Here is a 19826-nt window from a genome sequence, read left to right as displayed (position 1 = left end):
GCTTTCGCTTATCGGGCCTACAAATTCGTACGGCGGGCAAGCGAAGCGCCCCCGCCAAAATAGTGTTATCAAGCGCTGCGGCGCAGCATACCTTGTTTTTTCAGCCATACCAGCAGAATGGAGATGGCGGCAGGCGTTATGCCGGAAATACGCGATGCCTGACCGATCGAGACGGGTTTGTGATCGTTCAGCTTAGCGATAACTTCATTCGACAAGCCAGAAACCTGGCGATAATCCAGCGTTGCAGGCAACAGGGTGTTTTCATTGCGCTGTTGTCTTTCAATTTCTTCCAGCTGACGGGCAATATACCCTTCGTATTTCACCTGAATCTCAACCTGTTCTGCGGCCTGAGCATCATCAAGCGCGGGTGCGAACGCAGATAAAGAGGTCAACTGAGCATAGGTCATATCCGGGCGACGCAGCAGATCTTCACCGCTCGCTTCACGTGACAGAGGTGTAGCCAGGTGAGCATTCACTTCTGCTGCGGACTCCGCTAACGGATTCACCCAGGTTGATTTAAGACGTTGGCGTTCCTGTTCGATACGCTCCAGTTTCTCGTTGAAGCGAGCCCAGCGCTCATCGTCCACCAGACCCAGTTCACGACCAATTTCGGTCAGACGCAGGTCGGCGTTATCTTCACGCAGCATCAAACGGTATTCAGCGCGAGATGTGAACATACGGTACGGTTCTTTGGTACCCAGCGTACACAGGTCGTCCACCAGCACGCCAAGATAAGCCTGATCGCGACGCGGTGCCCACCCCTCTTTTTCAGCAGACAAACGCGCGGCGTTCAGACCAGCCAGCATGCCTTGTGCGGCGGCTTCTTCATAACCAGTTGTACCGTTAATCTGGCCCGCAAAGAACAGACCCTGGATGAATTTGCTTTCCAGAGTAGGTTTTAGATCACGCGGATCGAAGAAATCATACTCAATCGCGTAGCCAGGGCGGACGATTTTGGCATTTTCCATCCCCTGCATGGAGCGGACAATTTGCATCTGCACATCGAACGGCAGGCTGGTGGAGATGCCATTCGGGTAAATTTCGTTAGAGGTCAGCCCTTCCGGTTCGAGGAAGATCTGATGCTGGTTACGATCGGCAAAGCGCATCACTTTATCTTCGATCGACGGGCAGTAGCGTGGGCCGATACCTTCGATCACGCCAGCGTACATTGGGCTACGATCGAGGTTATTGCGGATCACGTCATGGGTTTTCTCATTGGTATGCGTGATGTAACACGGCATCTGGCGCGGATGTTGAGAAGCATCGCCCAAGAATGAGAAGACCGGCATCGGGTTATCGCTGTTTTGCTGGCCGAGCACGCTGAAATCAATCGTGCGCGCATCGATACGCGGCGGTGTACCGGTTTTCAGGCGGCTGACGCGCAGCGGCAGTTCACGCAGACGGCGTGACAGCGGGATGGACGGCGGATCGCCAGCGCGGCCACCGCTGTAGTTATCCAGACCAATATGAATTTTGCCGTCGAGGAAAGTCCCCACGGTTAATACGACCGCTTTGGCACGGAACTTCAGTCCCATTTGGGTTACTGCACCCACAACGCGATCGTTTTCGACAATCAGATCTTCAACCGCCTGCTGGAAGATCATCAGATTGGGTTGATTCTCCAGCGCAGTGCGTACCGCCTGGCGATAGAGCACACGATCGGCCTGAGCTCGGGTAGCGCGAACGGCTGGCCCTTTGCTTGCGTTTAGTATCCTAAACTGGATACCCGCATGGTCGATTGCTTTTGCCATCAACCCACCAAGCGCATCCACTTCTTTTACCAGGTGTCCCTTCCCAATACCGCCGATCGCCGGGTTGCAGCTCATCTGCCCCAGAGTGTCGATATTGTGTGTCAAAAGCAGAGTCTGTTGACCCATTCGCGCCGCGGCCATTGCGGCCTCGGTGCCTGCATGACCCCCGCCAATGATGATGACGTCAAAAGGATCCTGATAAAACATGGTAATTGCCTCGCATAACGCGGTGTGAAAATGGATTGAAGCCCGGGCCGTGGATTCTACTCAACTTTAGTCGATGGAGAAAGACCTGGGATCCTGGGTATTAAAAAGAAGATCTTTTTATTTAGAGATCTGTTTTATTGTGATCTCTTATTAGGATCGCACCTTTCTGTGGATAAGGACGATCCTTTAAGTAAGATCAACAGGTTGCTGAGGATCATTAGCTGTGAATGATCGGTGATCCTGGTCCGTATAAGCTGGGATCAGAATGAAGGGTTATACACAACTCAAAAACTGAACAACGGTTGTTCTTGGGATAACTACCGGTTGATCCAAGCTTTTAACCAGAGTTATCCACATAAAAAAGTACGATCTTTACAAAACTCTGAGCAACGGATGCCACGATCCCAGCCAAATTTCAGCCGGATCTTCCGGAATTTCATGTTCCAGTACGTTGATCCTGAGTGTTTCGCCGATCTGTTTCGCCCCACAGGCCTTCAATTCGGCTTCCAGCTTGTCGATTGCGCCGCAAAAGGTGTCATATTCACGACTGCCGATCCCGATTGCACCAAAGCGCACTTGTGACAGGTCCGGCTTTTGCTCGCGTAACGCATCATATAAAGGTTGCAGATTGTCAGGAATGTCTCCCGCACCGTGCGTGGAGCTGATAATCAGCCAGATCCCGTCAGTCGGAACCTCTTCAAGCATTGGCCCATGCAGTATTTCGCTGGAAAAACCGGCGTCGTCCAGCTTTTCAGCCAGATGCTCTGCTACATATTCCGCACTGCCAAGCGTACTACCGCTGATAAGAGTGATGTCTGCCATGATCGCCCACCTTTATAAAGAGGGCGTATTGTACGCTGTGAGCGAGCTGGGATCTACCTGTGGAAAAATAGGGGATTAAAAAAACCGATCATGGCTTGATGGTACGCATGATCGGGTTTTGCAGGACGATCAGGGTTTCAGTGGACTGAATTTCGTCAATTGTTTGGATCTTGTTGATAAGTACCTGCTGCAATGCGTCGATCGACTTGCACATCACCTTAATAAAGATGCTGTAGTGTCCGGTGGTGTAATACGCTTCGGTCACTTCATCGAGGCTTTCCAGTCTGGCCAGCGCTGACGGATAGTCTTTCGCACTTTTCAGGATGATGCCGATAAAGCAGCCGACGTCATAACCCAATTGTTTGGGACTGACATCAATCCGCGCGCCGGTAATAATCCCCGCCTGCTTCATCTTTTCTACGCGAACGTGAATTGTTCCTGGGCTGACGCCGAACTGTTTGGCTAATTCTGCGTAGGCGGTACGAGCATTTTCCATTAAGGCGTCAAGAATGCCGCGGTCCAGATTGTCGATCTGATAATTTTCCATAGGTTTTTCTTATGTAGATTAATGATTCCCTCTATTTTAGACGTAATTTTTAACGAATCAAAATCGAAGTCGGCTTTTTGTTTGTTGATTATTGAATATTACCTCCATTCTGTTGCTTAATCATAGGCAACAGGACACAGGAGTACACATAATGAAAACCGCTTACATTGCCAAACAACGTCAAATTAGCTTCGTAAAATCTCATTTTTCTCGCCAGCTGGAAGAGCGTTTAGGCCTGATCGAAGTTCAGGCGCCGATCCTCAGCCGCGTTGGAGATGGCACGCAGGATAACTTGTCGGGCTGTGAAAAAGCGGTGCAGGTGAAGGTTAAAGCATTGCCAGACGCTCAATTCGAAGTGGTTCATTCACTGGCGAAGTGGAAGCGTCAAACGTTAGGACAACACGACTTTAGCGCAGGCGAGGGGCTGTACACGCACATGAAAGCCCTGCGTCCCGATGAAAATCGCCTCTCCCCGCTGCACTCAGTGTACGTTGACCAGTGGGACTGGGAGCGCGTGATGGGCGACGGTGAGCGTCAATTCTCCACTCTGAAAAGCACGGTAGAGGCTATCTGGGCGGGAATTAAGGCCACCGAAGCTGCGGTTAGCAAAGAGTTTGGTCTGGCACCGTTCCTGCCAGAGCAGATCCACTTTGTTCATAGCCAGGAGCTGTTATCTCGTTATCCGGATCTTGATGCAAAAGGTCGTGAACGTGCGATCGCTAAAGAGCTGGGTGCGGTATTCCTGGTGGGGATCGGCGGCAAGCTCAGCGACGGTCACCGTCATGACGTACGTGCGCCGGATTATGATGACTGGAGTTCAGCGTCCGAGCTGGGTCATGCCGGTCTGAACGGTGATATTCTGGTCTGGAACCCGGTTCTGGAAGATGCGTTTGAGCTGTCTTCTATGGGGATCCGTGTGGATGCTGACGCCCTGAAACACCAGCTGTCTCTGACCGGTGATGAAGATCGCCTGAGTCTGGAGTGGCACCAGGCGCTGCTGCGCGGTGAAATGCCGCAGACAATTGGTGGCGGCATTGGGCAGTCGCGTCTGACCATGCTGTTGCTGCAATTACCGCACATTGGTCAGGTTCAGTGTGGCGTATGGCCGGCCCAGGTTCGTGAAAGCGTCGCTTCTCTGCTGTAACAATTAACGCCGCCAGCGTCTGAGCAGGCGGCTTCGCATCCCGGTATCAAAGCGCCAGATATGATCGAAAATGCGCATGATGCCGGGTTTGCCATGTGCTGACATCGCTACCGCATGAAAACGGTGCTGGTGCACCCGCTGTAATTCTCCCACTTTGCTGACTACTTCATCGGGCAATCGCTGAGCGATAAAATCTGAGATAACCACCGCATCGGCATCAAACCATTCCCGACCCTGCATGCGCTCAATTATGGCGCGAAAACAGCTGGCAATATCAGTGCCGCCACGAAAGCGCTGACTTAAAAAGCGGATCGCCTGTTCGATGCCCTCCGGACCGGAAAGCTCATAGCGCACCACTTCTGTTGAAAACAGCATAATGAAACAGCGCCGGTTATCGGCAAGGGCAACGCGCATTAGCGCCAGGCAAAAGGCTTTCGCACACTGCTCATTAAATCCGCCCATCGATCCCGAGGTATCAACGCAGACGATAAAAGGCCCGCGCGGCTGCTCGTCAAAATCCTGATGCACCACCGGACGTTCCGTTACTTTCTCACGCCATGCTTCGCCGTGCAGGCGGTAGGTGAGCAGTTGCTTTTCCACCAGCCGTCGGTAGAACTCGTATTCCAGTTCGGTAATGCCCAGCGTGGCCAGCTCTGGCGGTAGCAGGCGCAGGATATCGTCACTTTGCTGGATGCCATCCACCTGCTCCGGGACGGTTGCAGGTTCGCGCACCAGCGTACGGAAGGTTTCCATTGGCGCATCTTTACGCGGCACGGATTTCGCCTCTCTGGAACGACCTAACTGTTCGGCCAGGCGCTGGAGTTCGGGTTGTTGCGTCAGAAATTCGCCGTATTTCACCATCAACTGATAATCACCGCGCTTGATTTGGCCCGCGCTCATATCCCACAACCGGCCTGCTGCGTTGTCATTTTCTGCCAGTACAGGTTCCAGTTGCCCGCTGAGGGTCATCCGTTCTTGTACTTCACTGAGCAAATGCTCGCGCTCTTCTTCCAGCAGTTGCTGATTCAGCGTTGTTGTTTGCACCACCAGGCTCAGGCGCCAGCGCTGGAGAAAAAGCGTATGTAGGGCGGGCGTAAAGGTGCTGTTGTCATTGACCAGTTGCTGCGCTTGCCCGGCCCACGGCGAATGGAGGCGGTGCAATAGCGATAATATTTGCGGTAGCTGAACGATAAACTGCGCATGAGAGAGGAGCTGGCTTTGTTGATAGCACATAACCTCCTCCATCAGCTCCGGCGGTACATGGGTATCTTTGAGGCGGCTACGCAATGATTCACGCCAGCGGGGAATGTCGTCAGTGATCGCTTTTTTAAGGCGAGGAAATTTTTTAAAAAATACCACCATCTTTGGGGAAGCCAGCAGGGCGACGATCATCTCTTCGATCATCGCCTCTTCGCTGACTGCCAGCATGATGTTGAGCGTATCAAGGGTCAGCATTGTTGTGCCTGGCGGATTTGCGCCCCGACATCCTGCAGGCTGGCCTCAATGCGGCCTAACCAGTCGCTATGAATAAACAGGCATTTTTGCTGTTCGCTGAATGCGCTGTGCTGCTGATGCCACTCGTTATCGAGCGCCTCAAGCTCCTGTTTTATCTCTGCGGGCATACTCTCTTGCGAAGCACCCGGCAGCGCCAGGCGAGAACCTTGTAAACTGACATCGCGCACAACCAGATGCTGTGCGCTATCGACTTCCATATTCAGCGTTTGGGCAAAGCCGATCCCGTTTAGTTTTCCGCGGATCTCACCGCCTTTTGTTAGCCATAGTTCCAGCGCGCCACGTTCGAAAGCTATATGGATAACCTCCATATCATGCAGTTTTAAAGGCTTTTGCAGCAGTAATGTCACGACAGAAGACGAGGCTTCTGGCGGTAAATCATAATGAGGACGACGGCTGAACATTCCGCCCTGGCGGATCACCGTGAACGCCGTTTTGTCGCTTTGCTGCTGCTGGAGCTGAATGCGGCGCTGCACAATGCTGCCCAGGCGCGTCAGCATGGCTTGCTGTTGCCAGGCGTGTCCGGTCATCAATATTTCAAGCTGTTGTTGCATCAGATTCAGGCTTTGTGCGTCGTACCACAGGCAATCTTTCAGCAGGATCAGGTCGATAGGTACTACCGCATCGCGTCCGCTAAAGAAAGCACTGGCCTGGAGTAAGCGGATCGCTTTTTTCCAGCGACGATCGGACACATAAGGTGCATTCGGTAACACGTCCAACTGCTGGCGCAGCGTGAAAATGAGCTCAAACACGCGATCGGGAAGCTTGATCGCACCAATGTCTTTTTGCCACTGATGATACTCTTCATCCGTCACCTGCAATGATGCCGGGACCGGATTGTCGCTTTCATCCTGCTGACTTAACAGCATGGAGCGGAAATTGGCCTTGTCCTGAACTTTATCCAGCCACAGACGAATCAGCATACGGTCGTACAGCGCTTCCAGGCTGCTGTCGGCTTCAGGCAGTTCGTTGGAAGCAGCCACCAGCAGACGCATCGGAATTTTTTCTTCATACGCGCCGTTACGGAAATGACGTTCGTTAATGGCGGTCAACAGGGTGTTAAGAATTGCCGGGCCTGCTTTCCAGATTTCATCGAGAAAAACGATTTCAGCTTCAGGAAGATAGCCCGCCGTTAAGCGTTCATAGCGACCTTCGTCTTTTAACGCCTGAATGGACAGCGGACCAAACACCTCTTCGGGCGTAGAGAAGCGCGTCATCAGGTATTCAAAAGCGCGTGCGTTTTGGAAGGCAAACTTCAGTCGGCGGGCAATTAAGCTTTTTGCGATCCCCGGGGGGCCTAATAAGAAAACGCTCTCGCCGCTGAGTGCTGCCAGCAGACACAGACGAATGGCGTGGCTACGTTCATAAAGTCCCTTTTCCAGCGCATTGCTCAGACGGGAAATTCTTTCCGCTAATAAATGTGGGTGAGCCATAATGAAGTGGCGTCCTTTCGCCAAATGTACTGCATAAACTGCGAGTATAGATGCTTCACACCATTGCAGTAATAGACTGAAGGTGCGCTTATTTTTCTTTGAGCCAGATTAATCTGGTCTCATTTAGGGGTACGATTTTGTGATTAATCGTGCATACTGTGCGCCTTTTTGTGGGCCAAGGGACGACGCACACATTTCTTATATATACACCAAATCAATCAAGCTACACCAAGGCGGCAATGGAGTTTTCTTCTGGGATGGGGGGAATAACGAATGCAGCCCACACGGAGTGGCTTGAAAGATGATGTGTATAAACGAAAGACGAGTCTATGAGCACTGATAATAAACAATCATTGTCTGCGATTACCCTTGCGGCCATTGGGGTTGTCTACGGTGATATTGGTACCAGCCCACTTTATACGCTTCGTGAATGTTTGTCCGGCCAGTTTGGTTTTGGCGTTGAACGTGATGCCGTATTTGGTTTTCTCTCGCTGATTTTCTGGCTGCTGATCTTTGTTGTCTCCATTAAATACCTGACGTTTGTCATGCGCGCAGATAACGCCGGAGAAGGCGGGATCCTGACGCTGATGTCATTGGCCGGGCGCAATACCTCGGCGCGAACAACCTCCATGCTGGTCATTATGGGATTGATAGGCGGCAGCTTCTTTTATGGTGAAGTGGTGATTACGCCAGCCATTTCGGTGATGTCTGCGATTGAAGGTCTGGAGATAGTTGCCCCGCAACTGGATACCTGGATTGTTCCGCTCTCAATAATTGTGCTGACCCTGCTGTTTTTGATTCAAAAACACGGTACCGGTATGGTCGGTAAGCTGTTTGCGCCGATTATGCTGCTATGGTTCCTGACGCTCGCGGTATTAGGCGTGCGCAGTATTATTGGCAATCCGGAAGTACTGCAGGCGCTCAATCCGTATTGGGCGGTGCATTTCTTCCTCGAATTTAAAACGCTGTCCTTTATCGCGCTGGGTGCGGTGGTGCTGTCGATTACCGGTGTTGAAGCGCTGTATGCGGATATGGGCCACTTCGGTAAATTGCCGATTCGTCTGGCATGGTTTTCCGTGGTATTGCCTTCACTGGTGCTGAACTATTTTGGGCAGGGCGCGTTGCTGTTAAAGCATCCTGAAGCGATCAAAAACCCGTTTTTCCTGCTGGCGCCGGACTGGGCATTAATTCCATTGTTGATCCTCGCCGCGCTGGCAACGGTCATCGCCTCTCAGGCGGTTATCTCCGGTGTCTTCTCGCTGACGCGTCAGGCCGTACGTCTGGGGTATTTATCGCCGATGCGTATCATCCATACCTCGGAAATGGAATCGGGCCAGATTTACATTCCTTTCGTTAACTGGATGCTCTATTTTGCGGTAGTTATCGTGATAGTGAGCTTTGAACACTCCAGTAACCTTGCTGCGGCGTATGGGATTGCGGTAACGGGGACGATGGTACTGACTTCAATTCTGTCGACTACCGTGGCGCGCAAAAACTGGCACTGGAATAAATACTTCGTCTTCCTGATCCTGGTGGCGTTCTTGTGCGTCGATGTTCCGCTGTTCTCCGCGAACCTCGATAAGCTTATTTCCGGCGGTTGGCTGCCTCTGACGCTGGGTCTGGTGATGTTCACCATCATGACCACCTGGAAAAGCGAACGCTTCCGTCTGCTGCGTCGCATGCATGAGCACGGTAACTCTCTGGAGGCGATGATTGCTTCTCTGGAGAAATCGCCACCGGTACGCGTGCCGGGAACGGCGGTGTATATGTCCCGCGCACTGAACGTCATCCCGTTTGCACTTCTGCATAACCTCAAGCATAACAAGGTGCTGCATGAGCGCGTTATTCTGCTGACGCTGCGCACGGAAGATGCGCCCTATGTTCACAACGTGCGTAGAGTGCAGATTGAGCAGTTATCGCCCACCTTCTGGCGCGTGGTGGCCAGCTACGGTTGGCGCGAAACGCCGAACGTGGAGGAAGTGTTCCATCGCTGCGGTCTGGAAGGCTTAAGCTGTCGGATGATGGAAACGTCCTTCTTCATGTCGCATGAGTCGTTGATTGTTGGCAAGCGGCCATGGTACCTGCGTCTGCGCGGCAAGCTGTATCTGCTGCTACAGCGCAACGCGCTGCGCGCGCCGGACCAGTTTGAAATCCCACCGAACCGGGTTATTGAGCTTGGTACTCAGGTAGAGATTTAATCTCATCGACGCCCTCTTTCATCGCGAAAGGGGGCGTTTTGTTTTGCCCCTCTCAGTTTTCATTTCATCGAATGATAATCCTTGCGAAACGTTTCGATGGCGATCACATTTTCGTAACGTCGCGGTGGTTTTCTGTCCACTCTTCGCACTACACTTATCTTCAGCGAAACGTTTCGCTAGTGGGGAAAGAAAATGAAGAAAGGCACGGTACTCAACTCTGAAATTTCAACGGTGATCTCCCGTCTGGGGCATACCGATACGCTGGTGGTGTGTGATGCAGGTTTACCCATCCCGAACAGCACAACGCGTATTGATATGGCATTAACCCAGGGCGTACCTTCTTTTATGCAGGTACTGGATGTGGTCACACGTGAAATGCAGGTCGAGGCGGCCATTCTCGCGTCGGAAATTAAACAACATAATCCGCAACTCCACGAAACGTTGCTCAGCCACATTGAGCAACTGCAACAACACCAGGGAAACACCATAGAAATTCGTTACACCACGCATGAACAATTCAAAAAACAAACCGCAGACAGTCAGGCGGTAATTCGCAGCGGAGAATGTTCTCCGTATGCGAATATTATTCTCTGTGCTGGCGTCACGTTCTGAGGCCATCATGAACGCATTACTGCAACTTAAAGGGATCGATAAAGCGTTCCCGGGCGTAAAAGCGCTATCCGGCGCCGCGTTGAATGTCTACCCTGGCCGCGTAATGGCGCTGGTGGGCGAAAACGGCGCGGGCAAATCCACCATGATGAAAGTGTTGACCGGGATCTATACCCGTGATGCTGGCTCTTTATTATGGCTGGGGAAAGAGACCACCTTTAACGGCCCTAAATCCTCTCAGGAAGCTGGTATCGGTATCATCCACCAGGAGCTGAACCTGATCCCGCAACTCACTATCGCCGAGAACATTTTTCTTGGCCGTGAGTTTGTGAATCGCTTTGGCAAAATTGACTGGAAGAAGATGTACGCCGAAGCCGATCTGCTGCTCGCCAAACTGAATCTGCGCTTTAAAAGCGACAGACTGGTTGGTGAGCTGTCGATTGGCGATCAGCAGATGGTCGAAATTGCCAAAGTGCTGAGCTTTGAATCGAAAGTCATCATTATGGATGAACCGACGGATGCCCTCACCGATACCGAAACCGAATCCCTGTTCCGCGTCATCCGCGAACTGAAATCCCAGGGACGCGGCATTGTCTATATTTCTCACCGTATGAAAGAGATCTTCGAGATTTGCGACGACGTAACCGTCTTCCGCGACGGGCAGTTTATTGCCGAGCGTGAAGTCGCCTCGCTGACTGAAGACTCGCTGATTGAAATGATGGTGGGACGTAAGCTGGAAGATCAGTACCCGCGCCTGGAAAAAGCGCCGGGTGATATTCGCCTGAAGGTCGATAACCTGTGCGGTCCTGGCGTAAACGATGTTTCGTTCACGCTGCGTAAAGGCGAGATCCTTGGCGTATCCGGGCTGATGGGGGCCGGACGAACCGAACTGATGAAAGTGTTGTACGGCGCATTGCCGCGCACCAGCGGTTACGTCACGCTTGATGGCCATGAAGTGGTTACCCGTTCGCCGCAGGATGGGTTGGCTAACGGCATCGTCTATATTTCTGAAGACCGTAAACGCGATGGTTTAGTGCTGGGCATGTCGGTGAAAGAGAACATGTCACTGACCGCGCTGCGTTATTTCAGCCGCGCCGGTGGAAGCCTTAAACATAAAGATGAGCAGCAGGCGGTGGGTGATTTTATTCGTCTGTTCAATGTTAAAACACCATCAATGGAACAGGCTATCGGTCTGCTGTCCGGTGGTAACCAGCAGAAAGTGGCGATTGCGCGCGGTCTGATGACGCGGCCAAAAGTGCTGATCCTTGATGAACCAACGCGCGGCGTTGACGTTGGAGCCAAGAAAGAAATCTATCAGCTTATCAACCAGTTTAAGGCTGACGGGCTGAGCATCATTCTGGTCTCCTCTGAGATGCCAGAAGTATTGGGCATGAGCGATCGAATTATCGTTATGCATGAAGGGCATCTCGGCGGTGAGTTCACTCGCGAGCAGGCCACTCAGGAAGTATTAATGGCTGCCGCTGTGGGCAAGCTTAATCGCGTGAATCAGGAGTAAAAAAGATGACTACCCAGGCTGTTTCTGGTCGCCGTTATTTCACTAAAGCATGGCTTCTGGAGCAAAAGTCGCTCATCGCTCTGTTAGTGCTGATCGCGATTGTTTCCACCATGAGCCCTAACTTTTTTACCGTTAATAACCTTTTCAACATTCTCCAGCAAACGTCGGTGAACGCTATCATGGCCGTTGGCATGACGCTGGTTATCCTGACGTCAGGTATCGATCTGTCCGTCGGTTCCTTGCTGGCGCTTACCGGCGCGGTTGCGGCTTCAATTGTAGGGATTGAGGTCAATGCGCTGGTGGCTGTTGCTGCAGCCCTGGCGCTCGGCGCTGCCATTGGTGCAGTCACCGGGGTGATTGTTGCGAAAGGTCGGGTGCAGGCGTTTATTGCAACGCTGGTGATGATGCTGCTGCTGCGCGGCGTGACCATGGTGTACACCAACGGCAGTCCGGTTAATACCGGATTTACTGACAATGCCGATCTGTTTGGCTGGTTTGGTATTGGTCGTCCGTTAGGCATCCCTACGCCAGTGTGGATCATGGGGATTGTCTTCCTCGCGGCGTGGTACATGCTGCACCACACTCGTCTGGGCCGTTATATCTACGCGCTGGGCGGTAACGAAGCGGCAACGCGTTTGTCTGGTATCAGCGTCAGTAAAATCAAAATTATCGTTTACTCACTGTGCGGTCTGCTGGCATCGCTGGCGGGCATCATTGAAGTCGCGCGCCTCTCCTCTGCGCAACCAACAGCAGGTACTGGCTATGAGCTGGATGCGATCGCCGCGGTGGTGTTAGGCGGTACCAGCCTGGCGGGTGGTAAAGGACGTATTGTTGGGACGCTGATCGGCGCATTGATTCTTGGTTTCCTCAATAATGGTTTGAATTTGTTAGGTGTATCCTCCTATTACCAAATGATCGTCAAAGCGGTGGTGATTTTGCTGGCGGTACTGGTAGACAACAAAAAGCAGTAACAACGATTACAGGACATCTTAAATATGAACATGAAAAAACTGGCTACCCTGGTTTCTGCTGTTGCGCTGAGCGCCACCGTGAGCGCGAATGCGATGGCGAAAGATACCATTGCGCTGGTGGTCTCCACCCTCAACAACCCGTTCTTTGTTTCTCTGAAGGATGGGGCGCAAAAAGAGGCGGATAAGCTGGGTTACAACCTGGTGATTCTGGACTCGCAGAATAACCCGGCGAAAGAGCTGGCTAACGTTCAGGACTTAACGGTTCGTGGAACTAAAATTCTGCTGATCAACCCGACTGACTCTGATGCCGTTGGTAATGCTGTGAAGATGGCTAACCAGGCAAAAATTCCGGTTATTACCCTTGACCGTGTTGCCTCCAAAGGCGAAGTGGTAAGCCACATTGCGTCTGATAACGTGTTGGGTGGCAAAATTGCGGGTGATTACATCGCGAAGAAGGCCGGTGAAGGCGCGAAAGTTATCGAACTGCAGGGGATTGCCGGAACTTCAGCGGCGCGTGAGCGTGGTGAAGGTTTCCAGCAGGCCGTTGCGGCACACAAATTTAACGTACTGGCCAGCCAGCCGGCAGACTTCGACCGCACCAAAGGTCTGAACGTCATGCAGAACCTGCTGACCGCGCATCCTGATGTGCAGGCCGTATTTGCCCAGAACGATGAAATGGCGCTGGGTGCGCTGCGCGCACTGCAAACCGCGGGTAAATCTGATGTGATGGTGGTTGGATTTGACGGCACTCCAGATGGCGAAAAAGCAGTAAATGATGGCAAACTGGCTGCGACTATTGCTCAGTTGCCGGATCAGATCGGCGCGAAAGGCGTTGAGACTGCGGATAAAGTCCTGAAAGGCGAGAAGGTTCAGGCTAAATATCCGGTTGACCTGAAGCTGGTCATCAAGCAGTAATACCGATTCAGGTCGCTCGCGGCCTGATGGAGACATAAATACGCCATCCCCGTATCTGATTTTGGGGATGAAAGCGTAAAAAGAAAAGCAGGGCACGCGCCACCCTAACCCGGTGGCGCACTTTGACTTGGAACACCAAATATGAAAACCGCAGGCAACCTCGTTGTTCTTGGCAGTATCAATGCCGATCACATCCTTAACCTTAACTCTTTCCCGACACCTGGTGAAACCGTAACTGGTAGCCATTATCAGGTCGCATTTGGCGGTAAAGGCGCGAATCAGGCTGTTGCTGCGGGTCGTAGTGGCGCGAATATCGCATTCATTGCCTGTACGGGCGATGATGATATTGGCGAAAGTGTGCGTAAACAGTTAGCCAAAGATAACATCGATATCGCGCCGATTAGCGTAATTTCGGGGGAATCGACCGGTGTGGCGTTGATTTTTGTGAATGGTGAAGGTGAGAACGTTATCGGCATTCATGCCGGAGCGAACGCAGCTCTTTCGCCAGCGCTGGTGGAAGCGCAGCATGAGCGTATTGCTCAGGCGTCCGCCTTACTTATGCAGTTAGAATCGCCGATCGAAAGCGTACTGACTGCAGCAAAGATTGCACATCAAAATAAGACCATGGTCGCCCTGAACCCGGCACCGGCACGTGAACTTTCTGATGAACTGCTGGCGCTGGTGGATATTATTACCCCGAATGAAACCGAGGCTGAAAAGCTGACGGGGATCCGGGTCGAAAATGATGAAGACGCGGCCAAAGCGGCGCAGGCATTGCACGCTAAAGGTATCCATACTGTACTGATTACTTTAGGTAGTCGCGGTGTGTGGGCCAGCGTTAATGGCGAAGGTCAGCGTGTGCCCGGTTTTAAAGTGGAAGCCGTTGATACTATTGCCGCTGGAGACACCTTTAATGGCGCGTTAATTACAGCGTTGCTGGAAGAGACTCCGCTGCCTGAAGCGATCCGTTTTGCGCATGCCGCTGCGGCGATAGCGGTTACCCGTAAAGGCGCACAGCCTTCCGTTCCGTGGCGCGAAGAAATAGAAGCGTTTTTAAGTCAACAGAGGTAACGCTTGGCTACAATGAAGGACGTCGCCCGCCTGGCGGGTGTTTCCACGTCGACGGTTTCTCACGTCATTAATAAAGATCGCTTTGTCAGTGAGTCCGTCACTGACAAAGTAGAAGCTGCAATTAAAGCGCTGAACTACGCGCCCTCAGCGCTGGCGCGTAGCCTCAAGTTAAACCAGACCCGCACGATTGGCATGTTAATCACTGCCAGTACCAATCCCTTCTATTCTGAACTAGTGCGCGGCGTTGAACGTAGCTGTTTTGAGCGCGGCTACAGTCTGGTGCTGTGCAATACCGAAGGCGATGAACAGCGCATGAACCGTAATCTGGAAACTCTGATGCAAAAACGTGTGGACGGCTTGTTGCTGCTCTGCACCGAAACACATCAGCCTTCCAGAGAGATAATGCAGCGTTATCCTTCTATACCGACCGTGATGATGGACTGGTCGCCTTTTGATGGTGAAAGCGATCTGATTCAGGATAATTCCTTGCTGGGCGGGGATTTAGCCACGCAACATCTTATCGAAAAAGGTTTTACGCGCATTGCCTGCATCACCGGGCCGCTGGATAAAACCCCGGCGCGTTTGCGTCTGGAAGGATATCGGGCAGCAATGAAGCGGGCGGGGTTGCCTGTTCCGGAAGGCTACGAGATTACCGGTGACTTTGAGTTCGGCGGCGGCTTTGAAGCTATGCAAACGTTGCTGTCGCATAAACAGCGACCGCAGGCCGTTTTTACCGGCAATGATGCAATGGCAGTTGGCGCGTATCAGGCTCTGTACCAGTCAGGATTGCGCATTCCGCAGGATATGGCTGTGGTGGGTTACGATGATATCGAGCTGGCGCGCTATATGACGCCGCCCCTGACGACCATCCACCAACCAAAAGATGAATTGGGCGAACTGGCCATCGATGTATTAATTCACCGGATGGCGCAGCCCGCATTACAGCAACAGCGTTTGCAGCTTACTCCTGTTCTGATGGAGCGGGGGTCGGTTTAGGTTTGTGCCGATCTTTGATCAGGTTACGTCCATCTTTGGCTTTTAGCAGCATGAACATCAGCGCGGATATTACCGTGATAGCGCCCATCGTCATAAAGGTGTAGTGGAACTGCTCGACCGTATTGGTTCCTTCCATACCTTCATAGATACGCAGAACGGCGGCGCTGATGGCAACCCCTAAACTGATTGATAACTGCTGAGTAACGGCCAATACGCTGTTGCCGCTGCTGGCGTTTTCATCGGTCAGATCCGCCAGAGTGATGGTATTCATTGAAGTAAACTGGGTGGACATCGCCATACCTAAAATGAACAACGGCAGGATTAGCATCCAGACCGGCATGGCAGGAGATTGCAAAGCGAACTGCGCAATCATCAGTCCGATAAATACTGTAACACCCACCAATGTGGTCCTGTAGCCGAGTTTGCGCAGAACCTGCGTCACCATGGATTTTGCCAGAATTGAACCTAACGCTGTTGGCGCCATCATGCAGCCGGCTATCAGAGCCGGATATCCAAATCCTACCTGCAACATCAGCGGCATTAAGAAGGGCACGCAGCCTGTGCCCAGGCGAGTGGCGAGGTTTCCGGCGATCCCAACAGAAAAGGTCCGAGTCTTAAATATCGGAAGCGATATCAGCGGCGTTGGGTGGCGACGCGCATGGCGAATATAGGCGAGTAGTAACAACACACTGGCAAGAATAATACCGAGTGCGACCCAGGTCTCGACAAGCTTCTCACCGAACAATTCAACGCCGCTGGAAAACAACACCAGGCTCAAACCAAACAGAAAGAAACCGGTCATATCAAAACCGCGGCGTGGCGTGGTGAAGTTCGGCATATATTTGCGGGCATAGAAGATACCGGCAATGCCAATTGGAATATTAATCAGGAAGATCCAGTGCCAACTGGCCCATGTAACCAGTACACCGCCCAATACCGGACCTAAAATCGGCCCCACAAGTCCTGGCATGGTGACGAAGTTAAGCACGGGAAGCAGTTCGCTGCGGGGGTAAGCACGCAATAACGCCAGACGGGCAACGGGCATCATCATGGCGCCACCGATTCCCTGAATGACACGGAAAATCACCAGTTCGCTTAGGGAGCTGGACAGCGCACAGGCCAGCGATCCCAATGTAAACAGGCTAACGGCAATCATAAAGACGCGTCGGGTACCAAATCGGTCTGCCAGCCAACCACTTACCGGGATCAGCATCGCGACAGTCAGGGTATAGCTGATAATGGCCGACTGCATGGCGAGTGGAGAGCGGTTAAGACTATGTGCTATTGCGGGTAGGGCGGTATTGAGGATCGTGGCGTCTAGTGCCTGCATAAAAAAGGCCATGGCTGCTATCCACGGTAGCCCGGCCATACTGCGTGATTTCTTTTCTGACATATTATTTATCCGGTAGCACGTTCGGTGCTATCAGCAATGCCTGACAGGCAGCAAAGGCACGATCGCCATCGTTATCATCTATTGCGTCGACAATGGCCTGGTGCAAATCCAGTTTCACCACATCGTTATAGGTAATAGAGGTAAAGTAGGTCTGGTAAACCGAATGGAACAGAGATGCAAAGGAAATAAGGAACGGATTCGCACTCATTTCATAGATGTGCTCATGCCAGGCGATATCAACCTCAATCCAGCGTTCGCGTCTGAAGTTTCTTTTCAGCTCGACCATCTCTTCCATCAGCGTGTTGAGGTGCGCTTTCTGTTCAGCCGTACCTATGGTCGCTGCCAGTAAGCACGCTTGAGGCTCCAGGCTGATACGCATCACCAGAAAATGTTTAATGACCTGCGGGAAATTATCTTCTGTCATCCACCAGGTGAGCAGCTCCTGGTCAAGGAAGTTCCAGTTTGCTTGCGGCATGACGCGTGTACCAATACGTGGGCGCGGTAATACCATACCTTTTGCCGTTAATGTTTTTACTGCTTCTCTTACCGCGGTGCGACTCACGCCAAACTGATCGCCCAGCTCTATTTCGCCAGGCAATATCGCACCCGGCGCGTATTCACCTTTTAATATTCGCTGAGCCAGCTTTTCGGCCAGAACGTAGGACAAGTTTTTCTGTGCGGCTAGCTGTTGGGCATTTAACGGCATGAATGTTCTTCCTTACTCTTTTTCTTATTCATTAGTATGCCACCTGGAAATGTGATTGCGGCTGCAAAAACGGCAATTTGCTTATTTTATGGCATGTTAATGGTTGTTTTGGTGAAAAAATACGCACTCGGAAAGTTATTTTAAATTTCCCCTTGTCAGCCTGAAATAACTCCCTATAATGCGCCTCCACTGACACGGAACAACGGATTACAAGCCGCCGGGTCAGCGGGGTTCCACTGAGAACTCCGGCGAAGAAAGCGAAATTAAATGCTTGACTTCGTAGCGGGATGGCGTAATATGCACACCCCGCGCCGCTGAGAAAAAGCGAAGCGGCACTGCTCTTTAACAATTTATCAGACAATCTGTGTGGGCACTCGAAGATACGGATTCTTAACGTCGCAAGACGAAAAATGAATACCAAGTCTCAACGAGTGAACACGTAATTCATTACGAAGTTTAATTCATTGAGCATCAAACTTTTAAATTGAAGAGTTTGATCATGGCTCAGATTGAACGCTGGCGGCAGGCCTAACACATGCAAGTCGAACGGTAGCACAGAGGAGCTTGCTCCTTGGGTGACGAGTGGCGGACGGGTGAGTAATGTCTGGGAAACTGCCCGATGGAGGGGGATAACTACTGGAAACGGTAGCTAATACCGCATAACGTCGCAAGACCAAAGAGGGGGACCTTCGGGCCTCTTGCCATCGGATGTGCCCAGATGGGATTAGCTAGTAGGTGGGGTAACGGCTCACCTAGGCGACGATCCCTAGCTGGTCTGAGAGGATGACCAGCCACACTGGAACTGAGACACGGTCCAGACTCCTACGGGAGGCAGCAGTGGGGAATATTGCACAATGGGCGCAAGCCTGATGCAGCCATGCCGCGTGTATGAAGAAGGCCTTCGGGTTGTAAAGTACTTTCAGCGAGGAGGAAGGTGTTGTGGTTAATAACCGCAGCAATTGACGTTACTCGCAGAAGAAGCACCGGCTAACTCCGTGCCAGCAGCCGCGGTAATACGGAGGGTGCAAGCGTTAATCGGAATTACTGGGCGTAAAGCGCACGCAGGCGGTCTGTCAAGTCGGATGTGAAATCCCCGGGCTCAACCTGGGAACTGCATCCGAAACTGGCAGGCTAGAGTCTTGTAGAGGGGGGTAGAATTCCAGGTGTAGCGGTGAAATGCGTAGAGATCTGGAGGAATACCGGTGGCGAAGGCGGCCCCCTGGACAAAGACTGACGCTCAGGTGCGAAAGCGTGGGGAGCAAACAGGATTAGATACCCTGGTAGTCCACGCCGTAAACGATGTCGACTTGGAGGTTGTGCCCTTGAGGCGTGGCTTCCGGAGCTAACGCGTTAAGTCGACCGCCTGGGGAGTACGGCCGCAAGGTTAAAACTCAAATGAATTGACGGGGGCCCGCACAAGCGGTGGAGCATGTGGTTTAATTCGATGCAACGCGAAGAACCTTACCTACTCTTGACATCCAGAGAACTTAGCAGAGATGCTTTGGTGCCTTCGGGAACTCTGAGACAGGTGCTGCATGGCTGTCGTCAGCTCGTGTTGTGAAATGTTGGGTTAAGTCCCGCAACGAGCGCAACCCTTATCCTTTGTTGCCAGCGGTTAGGCCGGGAACTCAAAGGAGACTGCCAGTGATAAACTGGAGGAAGGTGGGGATGACGTCAAGTCATCATGGCCCTTACGAGTAGGGCTACACACGTGCTACAATGGCATATACAAAGAGAAGCGACCTCGCGAGAGCAAGCGGACCTCATAAAGTATGTCGTAGTCCGGATTGGAGTCTGCAACTCGACTCCATGAAGTCGGAATCGCTAGTAATCGTGGATCAGAATGCCACGGTGAATACGTTCCCGGGCCTTGTACACACCGCCCGTCACACCATGGGAGTGGGTTGCAAAAGAAGTAGGTAGCTTAACCTTCGGGAGGGCGCTTACCACTTTGTGATTCATGACTGGGGTGAAGTCGTAACAAGGTAACCGTAGGGGAACCTGCGGTTGGATCACCTCCTTACCTTAAAGAACC

15 protein-coding genes and 1 rRNA gene are annotated in these 19826 nt (G+C 52.1%); 9 read left to right on the top strand and 7 right to left on the bottom strand.

Features of this window, described 5'->3' with window-relative positions:
• Positions 1–68: 68 nt before the first annotated feature.
• From mnmG to asnC, 3 genes are all read right to left on the bottom strand, one after another.
• A complete protein-coding gene (mnmG, locus tag OGY06_RS15440) occupies positions 69–1958 on the bottom strand; it encodes a tRNA uridine-5-carboxymethylaminomethyl(34) synthesis enzyme MnmG (RefSeq protein ID WP_286605650.1) in 1890 nt (629 codons plus the stop codon).
• Positions 1959–2330: 372 nt separating this feature from the next.
• Positions 2331–2780, bottom strand: coding sequence for an FMN-binding protein MioC (gene mioC, locus OGY06_RS15435; RefSeq protein WP_197385410.1), 450 nt, complete (start codon positions 2778–2780; stop codon positions 2331–2333).
• A gap of 88 nt (positions 2781–2868) precedes the next feature.
• Positions 2869–3327 (bottom strand): transcriptional regulator AsnC, encoded by a 459-nt coding sequence (gene asnC / locus OGY06_RS15430; RefSeq protein ID WP_003023780.1) that lies wholly within the window; start codon positions 3325–3327, stop codon positions 2869–2871.
• Between the two features lie 151 nt (positions 3328–3478).
• Between asnC and asnA the strand changes: the two genes are divergently transcribed.
• The gene (gene asnA, locus OGY06_RS15425) at positions 3479–4471 is read left to right on the top strand and encodes an aspartate--ammonia ligase (protein ID WP_286605648.1); all 993 of its coding nucleotides are present in this window, start codon (positions 3479–3481) and stop codon (positions 4469–4471) included.
• Between the two features lie 3 nt (positions 4472–4474).
• Here the strand turns inward: asnA and viaA are convergent, their stop codons facing one another.
• Both viaA and ravA read right to left on the bottom strand, forming a co-directional pair.
• A complete protein-coding gene (gene viaA, locus OGY06_RS15420; protein ID WP_003827006.1) occupies positions 4475–5926 on the bottom strand; it encodes an ATPase RavA stimulator ViaA in 1452 nt (483 codons plus the stop codon).
• Positions 5920–7416 (bottom strand): ATPase RavA, encoded by a 1497-nt coding sequence (gene ravA, locus OGY06_RS15415; RefSeq protein WP_020996042.1) that lies wholly within the window; start codon positions 7414–7416, stop codon positions 5920–5922. Before ravA ends, viaA begins: the two co-directional genes overlap by 7 nt.
• 329 nt (positions 7417–7745) lie before the next feature.
• Here ravA and kup point away from each other — a divergent pair, with 329 nt between their 5' ends.
• The 7 genes from kup to rbsR all read left to right on the top strand — a co-directional run bounded on the left by kup (position 7746) and on the right by rbsR (position 15692).
• Complete coding sequence (gene kup, locus OGY06_RS15410; protein WP_003827003.1) at positions 7746–9614, top strand: low affinity potassium transporter Kup; 1869 nt, start codon at positions 7746–7748, stop codon at positions 9612–9614.
• A gap of 192 nt (positions 9615–9806) precedes the next feature.
• Positions 9807–10226, top strand: a complete 420-nt coding sequence (gene rbsD / locus OGY06_RS15405) for a D-ribose pyranase (protein ID WP_003827001.1) — start codon at positions 9807–9809, stop codon at positions 10224–10226.
• A gap of 7 nt (positions 10227–10233) precedes the next feature.
• A complete protein-coding gene (gene rbsA, locus OGY06_RS15400) occupies positions 10234–11739 on the top strand; it encodes a ribose ABC transporter ATP-binding protein RbsA (protein ID WP_003023764.1) in 1506 nt (501 codons plus the stop codon).
• A gap of 5 nt (positions 11740–11744) precedes the next feature.
• Positions 11745–12710: a ribose ABC transporter permease gene (rbsC, locus tag OGY06_RS15395; protein ID WP_003826999.1), complete on the top strand. Its 966-nt coding sequence runs from the start codon at positions 11745–11747 to the stop codon at positions 12708–12710.
• A gap of 24 nt (positions 12711–12734) precedes the next feature.
• On the top strand, positions 12735–13625 hold the full coding sequence (gene rbsB, locus OGY06_RS15390; RefSeq protein ID WP_003023760.1) for a ribose ABC transporter substrate-binding protein RbsB: 891 nt from the start codon (positions 12735–12737) through the stop codon (positions 13623–13625).
• Between the two features lie 141 nt (positions 13626–13766).
• Complete coding sequence (gene rbsK, locus OGY06_RS15385; protein ID WP_003826997.1) at positions 13767–14696, top strand: ribokinase; 930 nt, start codon at positions 13767–13769, stop codon at positions 14694–14696.
• A 3-nt stretch (positions 14697–14699) separates the two neighbouring features.
• A complete protein-coding gene (gene rbsR / locus OGY06_RS15380) occupies positions 14700–15692 on the top strand; it encodes a ribose operon transcriptional repressor RbsR (protein WP_003023757.1) in 993 nt (330 codons plus the stop codon).
• On the opposite strand, the gene mdtD is transcribed toward rbsR, so the two are convergent.
• Together mdtD and OGY06_RS15370 are read right to left on the bottom strand one after the other, a co-directional pair.
• The gene (mdtD, locus tag OGY06_RS15375; protein ID WP_003826995.1) at positions 15658–17085 is read right to left on the bottom strand and encodes a multidrug transporter subunit MdtD; all 1428 of its coding nucleotides are present in this window, start codon (positions 17083–17085) and stop codon (positions 15658–15660) included. The two genes, rbsR and mdtD, sit on opposite strands and share 35 nt — an antisense overlap.
• 1 nt (position 17086) lies before the next feature.
• Complete coding sequence (locus tag OGY06_RS15370; protein WP_003023753.1) at positions 17087–17791, bottom strand: FadR/GntR family transcriptional regulator; 705 nt, start codon at positions 17789–17791, stop codon at positions 17087–17089.
• 481 nt (positions 17792–18272) lie between these two features.
• On the opposite strand from OGY06_RS15370, the gene OGY06_RS15365 reads away from it, so the two are divergent.
• Positions 18273–19814 (top strand): 16S ribosomal RNA (locus OGY06_RS15365).
• The last annotated feature ends 12 nt before the right edge of the window (positions 19815–19826 follow it).

It is taken from the genome of Citrobacter sp. Cpo147 (assembly GCF_030332405.1).
GTDB lineage: Bacteria > Pseudomonadota > Gammaproteobacteria > Enterobacterales > Enterobacteriaceae > Citrobacter > Citrobacter portucalensis.
The sequence above is the reverse complement of the archived record's forward strand: the minus strand, read 5'-3'. Positions and strand labels throughout refer to the sequence as shown.

What these genes read in the sequence shown, in the direction of transcription:
- rbsK (WP_003826997.1), top strand. Translation starts at nt 13,767, where the DNA reads ATGAAAACCGCAGGCAACCTCGTTGTTCTTGGCAGTATCAATGCCGAT.
- viaA (WP_003827006.1), bottom strand. Translation starts at nt 5,926, where the DNA reads ATGCTGACCCTTGATACGCTCAACATCATGCTGGCAGTCAGCGAAGAG.
- mdtD (WP_003826995.1), bottom strand. Translation starts at nt 17,085, where the DNA reads ATGTCAGAAAAGAAATCACGCAGTATGGCCGGGCTACCGTGGATAGCA.
- kup (WP_003827003.1), top strand. Translation starts at nt 7,746, where the DNA reads ATGAGCACTGATAATAAACAATCATTGTCTGCGATTACCCTTGCGGCC.
- ravA (WP_020996042.1), bottom strand. Translation starts at nt 7,416, where the DNA reads ATGGCTCACCCACATTTATTAGCGGAAAGAATTTCCCGTCTGAGCAAT.
- rbsB (WP_003023760.1), top strand. Translation starts at nt 12,735, where the DNA reads ATGAACATGAAAAAACTGGCTACCCTGGTTTCTGCTGTTGCGCTGAGC.
- rbsA (WP_003023764.1), top strand. Translation starts at nt 10,234, where the DNA reads ATGAACGCATTACTGCAACTTAAAGGGATCGATAAAGCGTTCCCGGGC.
- OGY06_RS15370 (WP_003023753.1), bottom strand. Translation starts at nt 17,791, where the DNA reads ATGCCGTTAAATGCCCAACAGCTAGCCGCACAGAAAAACTTGTCCTAC.
- asnA (WP_286605648.1), top strand. Translation starts at nt 3,479, where the DNA reads ATGAAAACCGCTTACATTGCCAAACAACGTCAAATTAGCTTCGTAAAA.
- mioC (WP_197385410.1), bottom strand. Translation starts at nt 2,780, where the DNA reads ATGGCAGACATCACTCTTATCAGCGGTAGTACGCTTGGCAGTGCGGAA.
- asnC (WP_003023780.1), bottom strand. Translation starts at nt 3,327, where the DNA reads ATGGAAAATTATCAGATCGACAATCTGGACCGCGGCATTCTTGACGCC.
- mnmG (WP_286605650.1), bottom strand. Translation starts at nt 1,958, where the DNA reads ATGTTTTATCAGGATCCTTTTGACGTCATCATCATTGGCGGGGGTCAT.
- rbsD (WP_003827001.1), top strand. Translation starts at nt 9,807, where the DNA reads ATGAAGAAAGGCACGGTACTCAACTCTGAAATTTCAACGGTGATCTCC.
- rbsC (WP_003826999.1), top strand. Translation starts at nt 11,745, where the DNA reads ATGACTACCCAGGCTGTTTCTGGTCGCCGTTATTTCACTAAAGCATGG.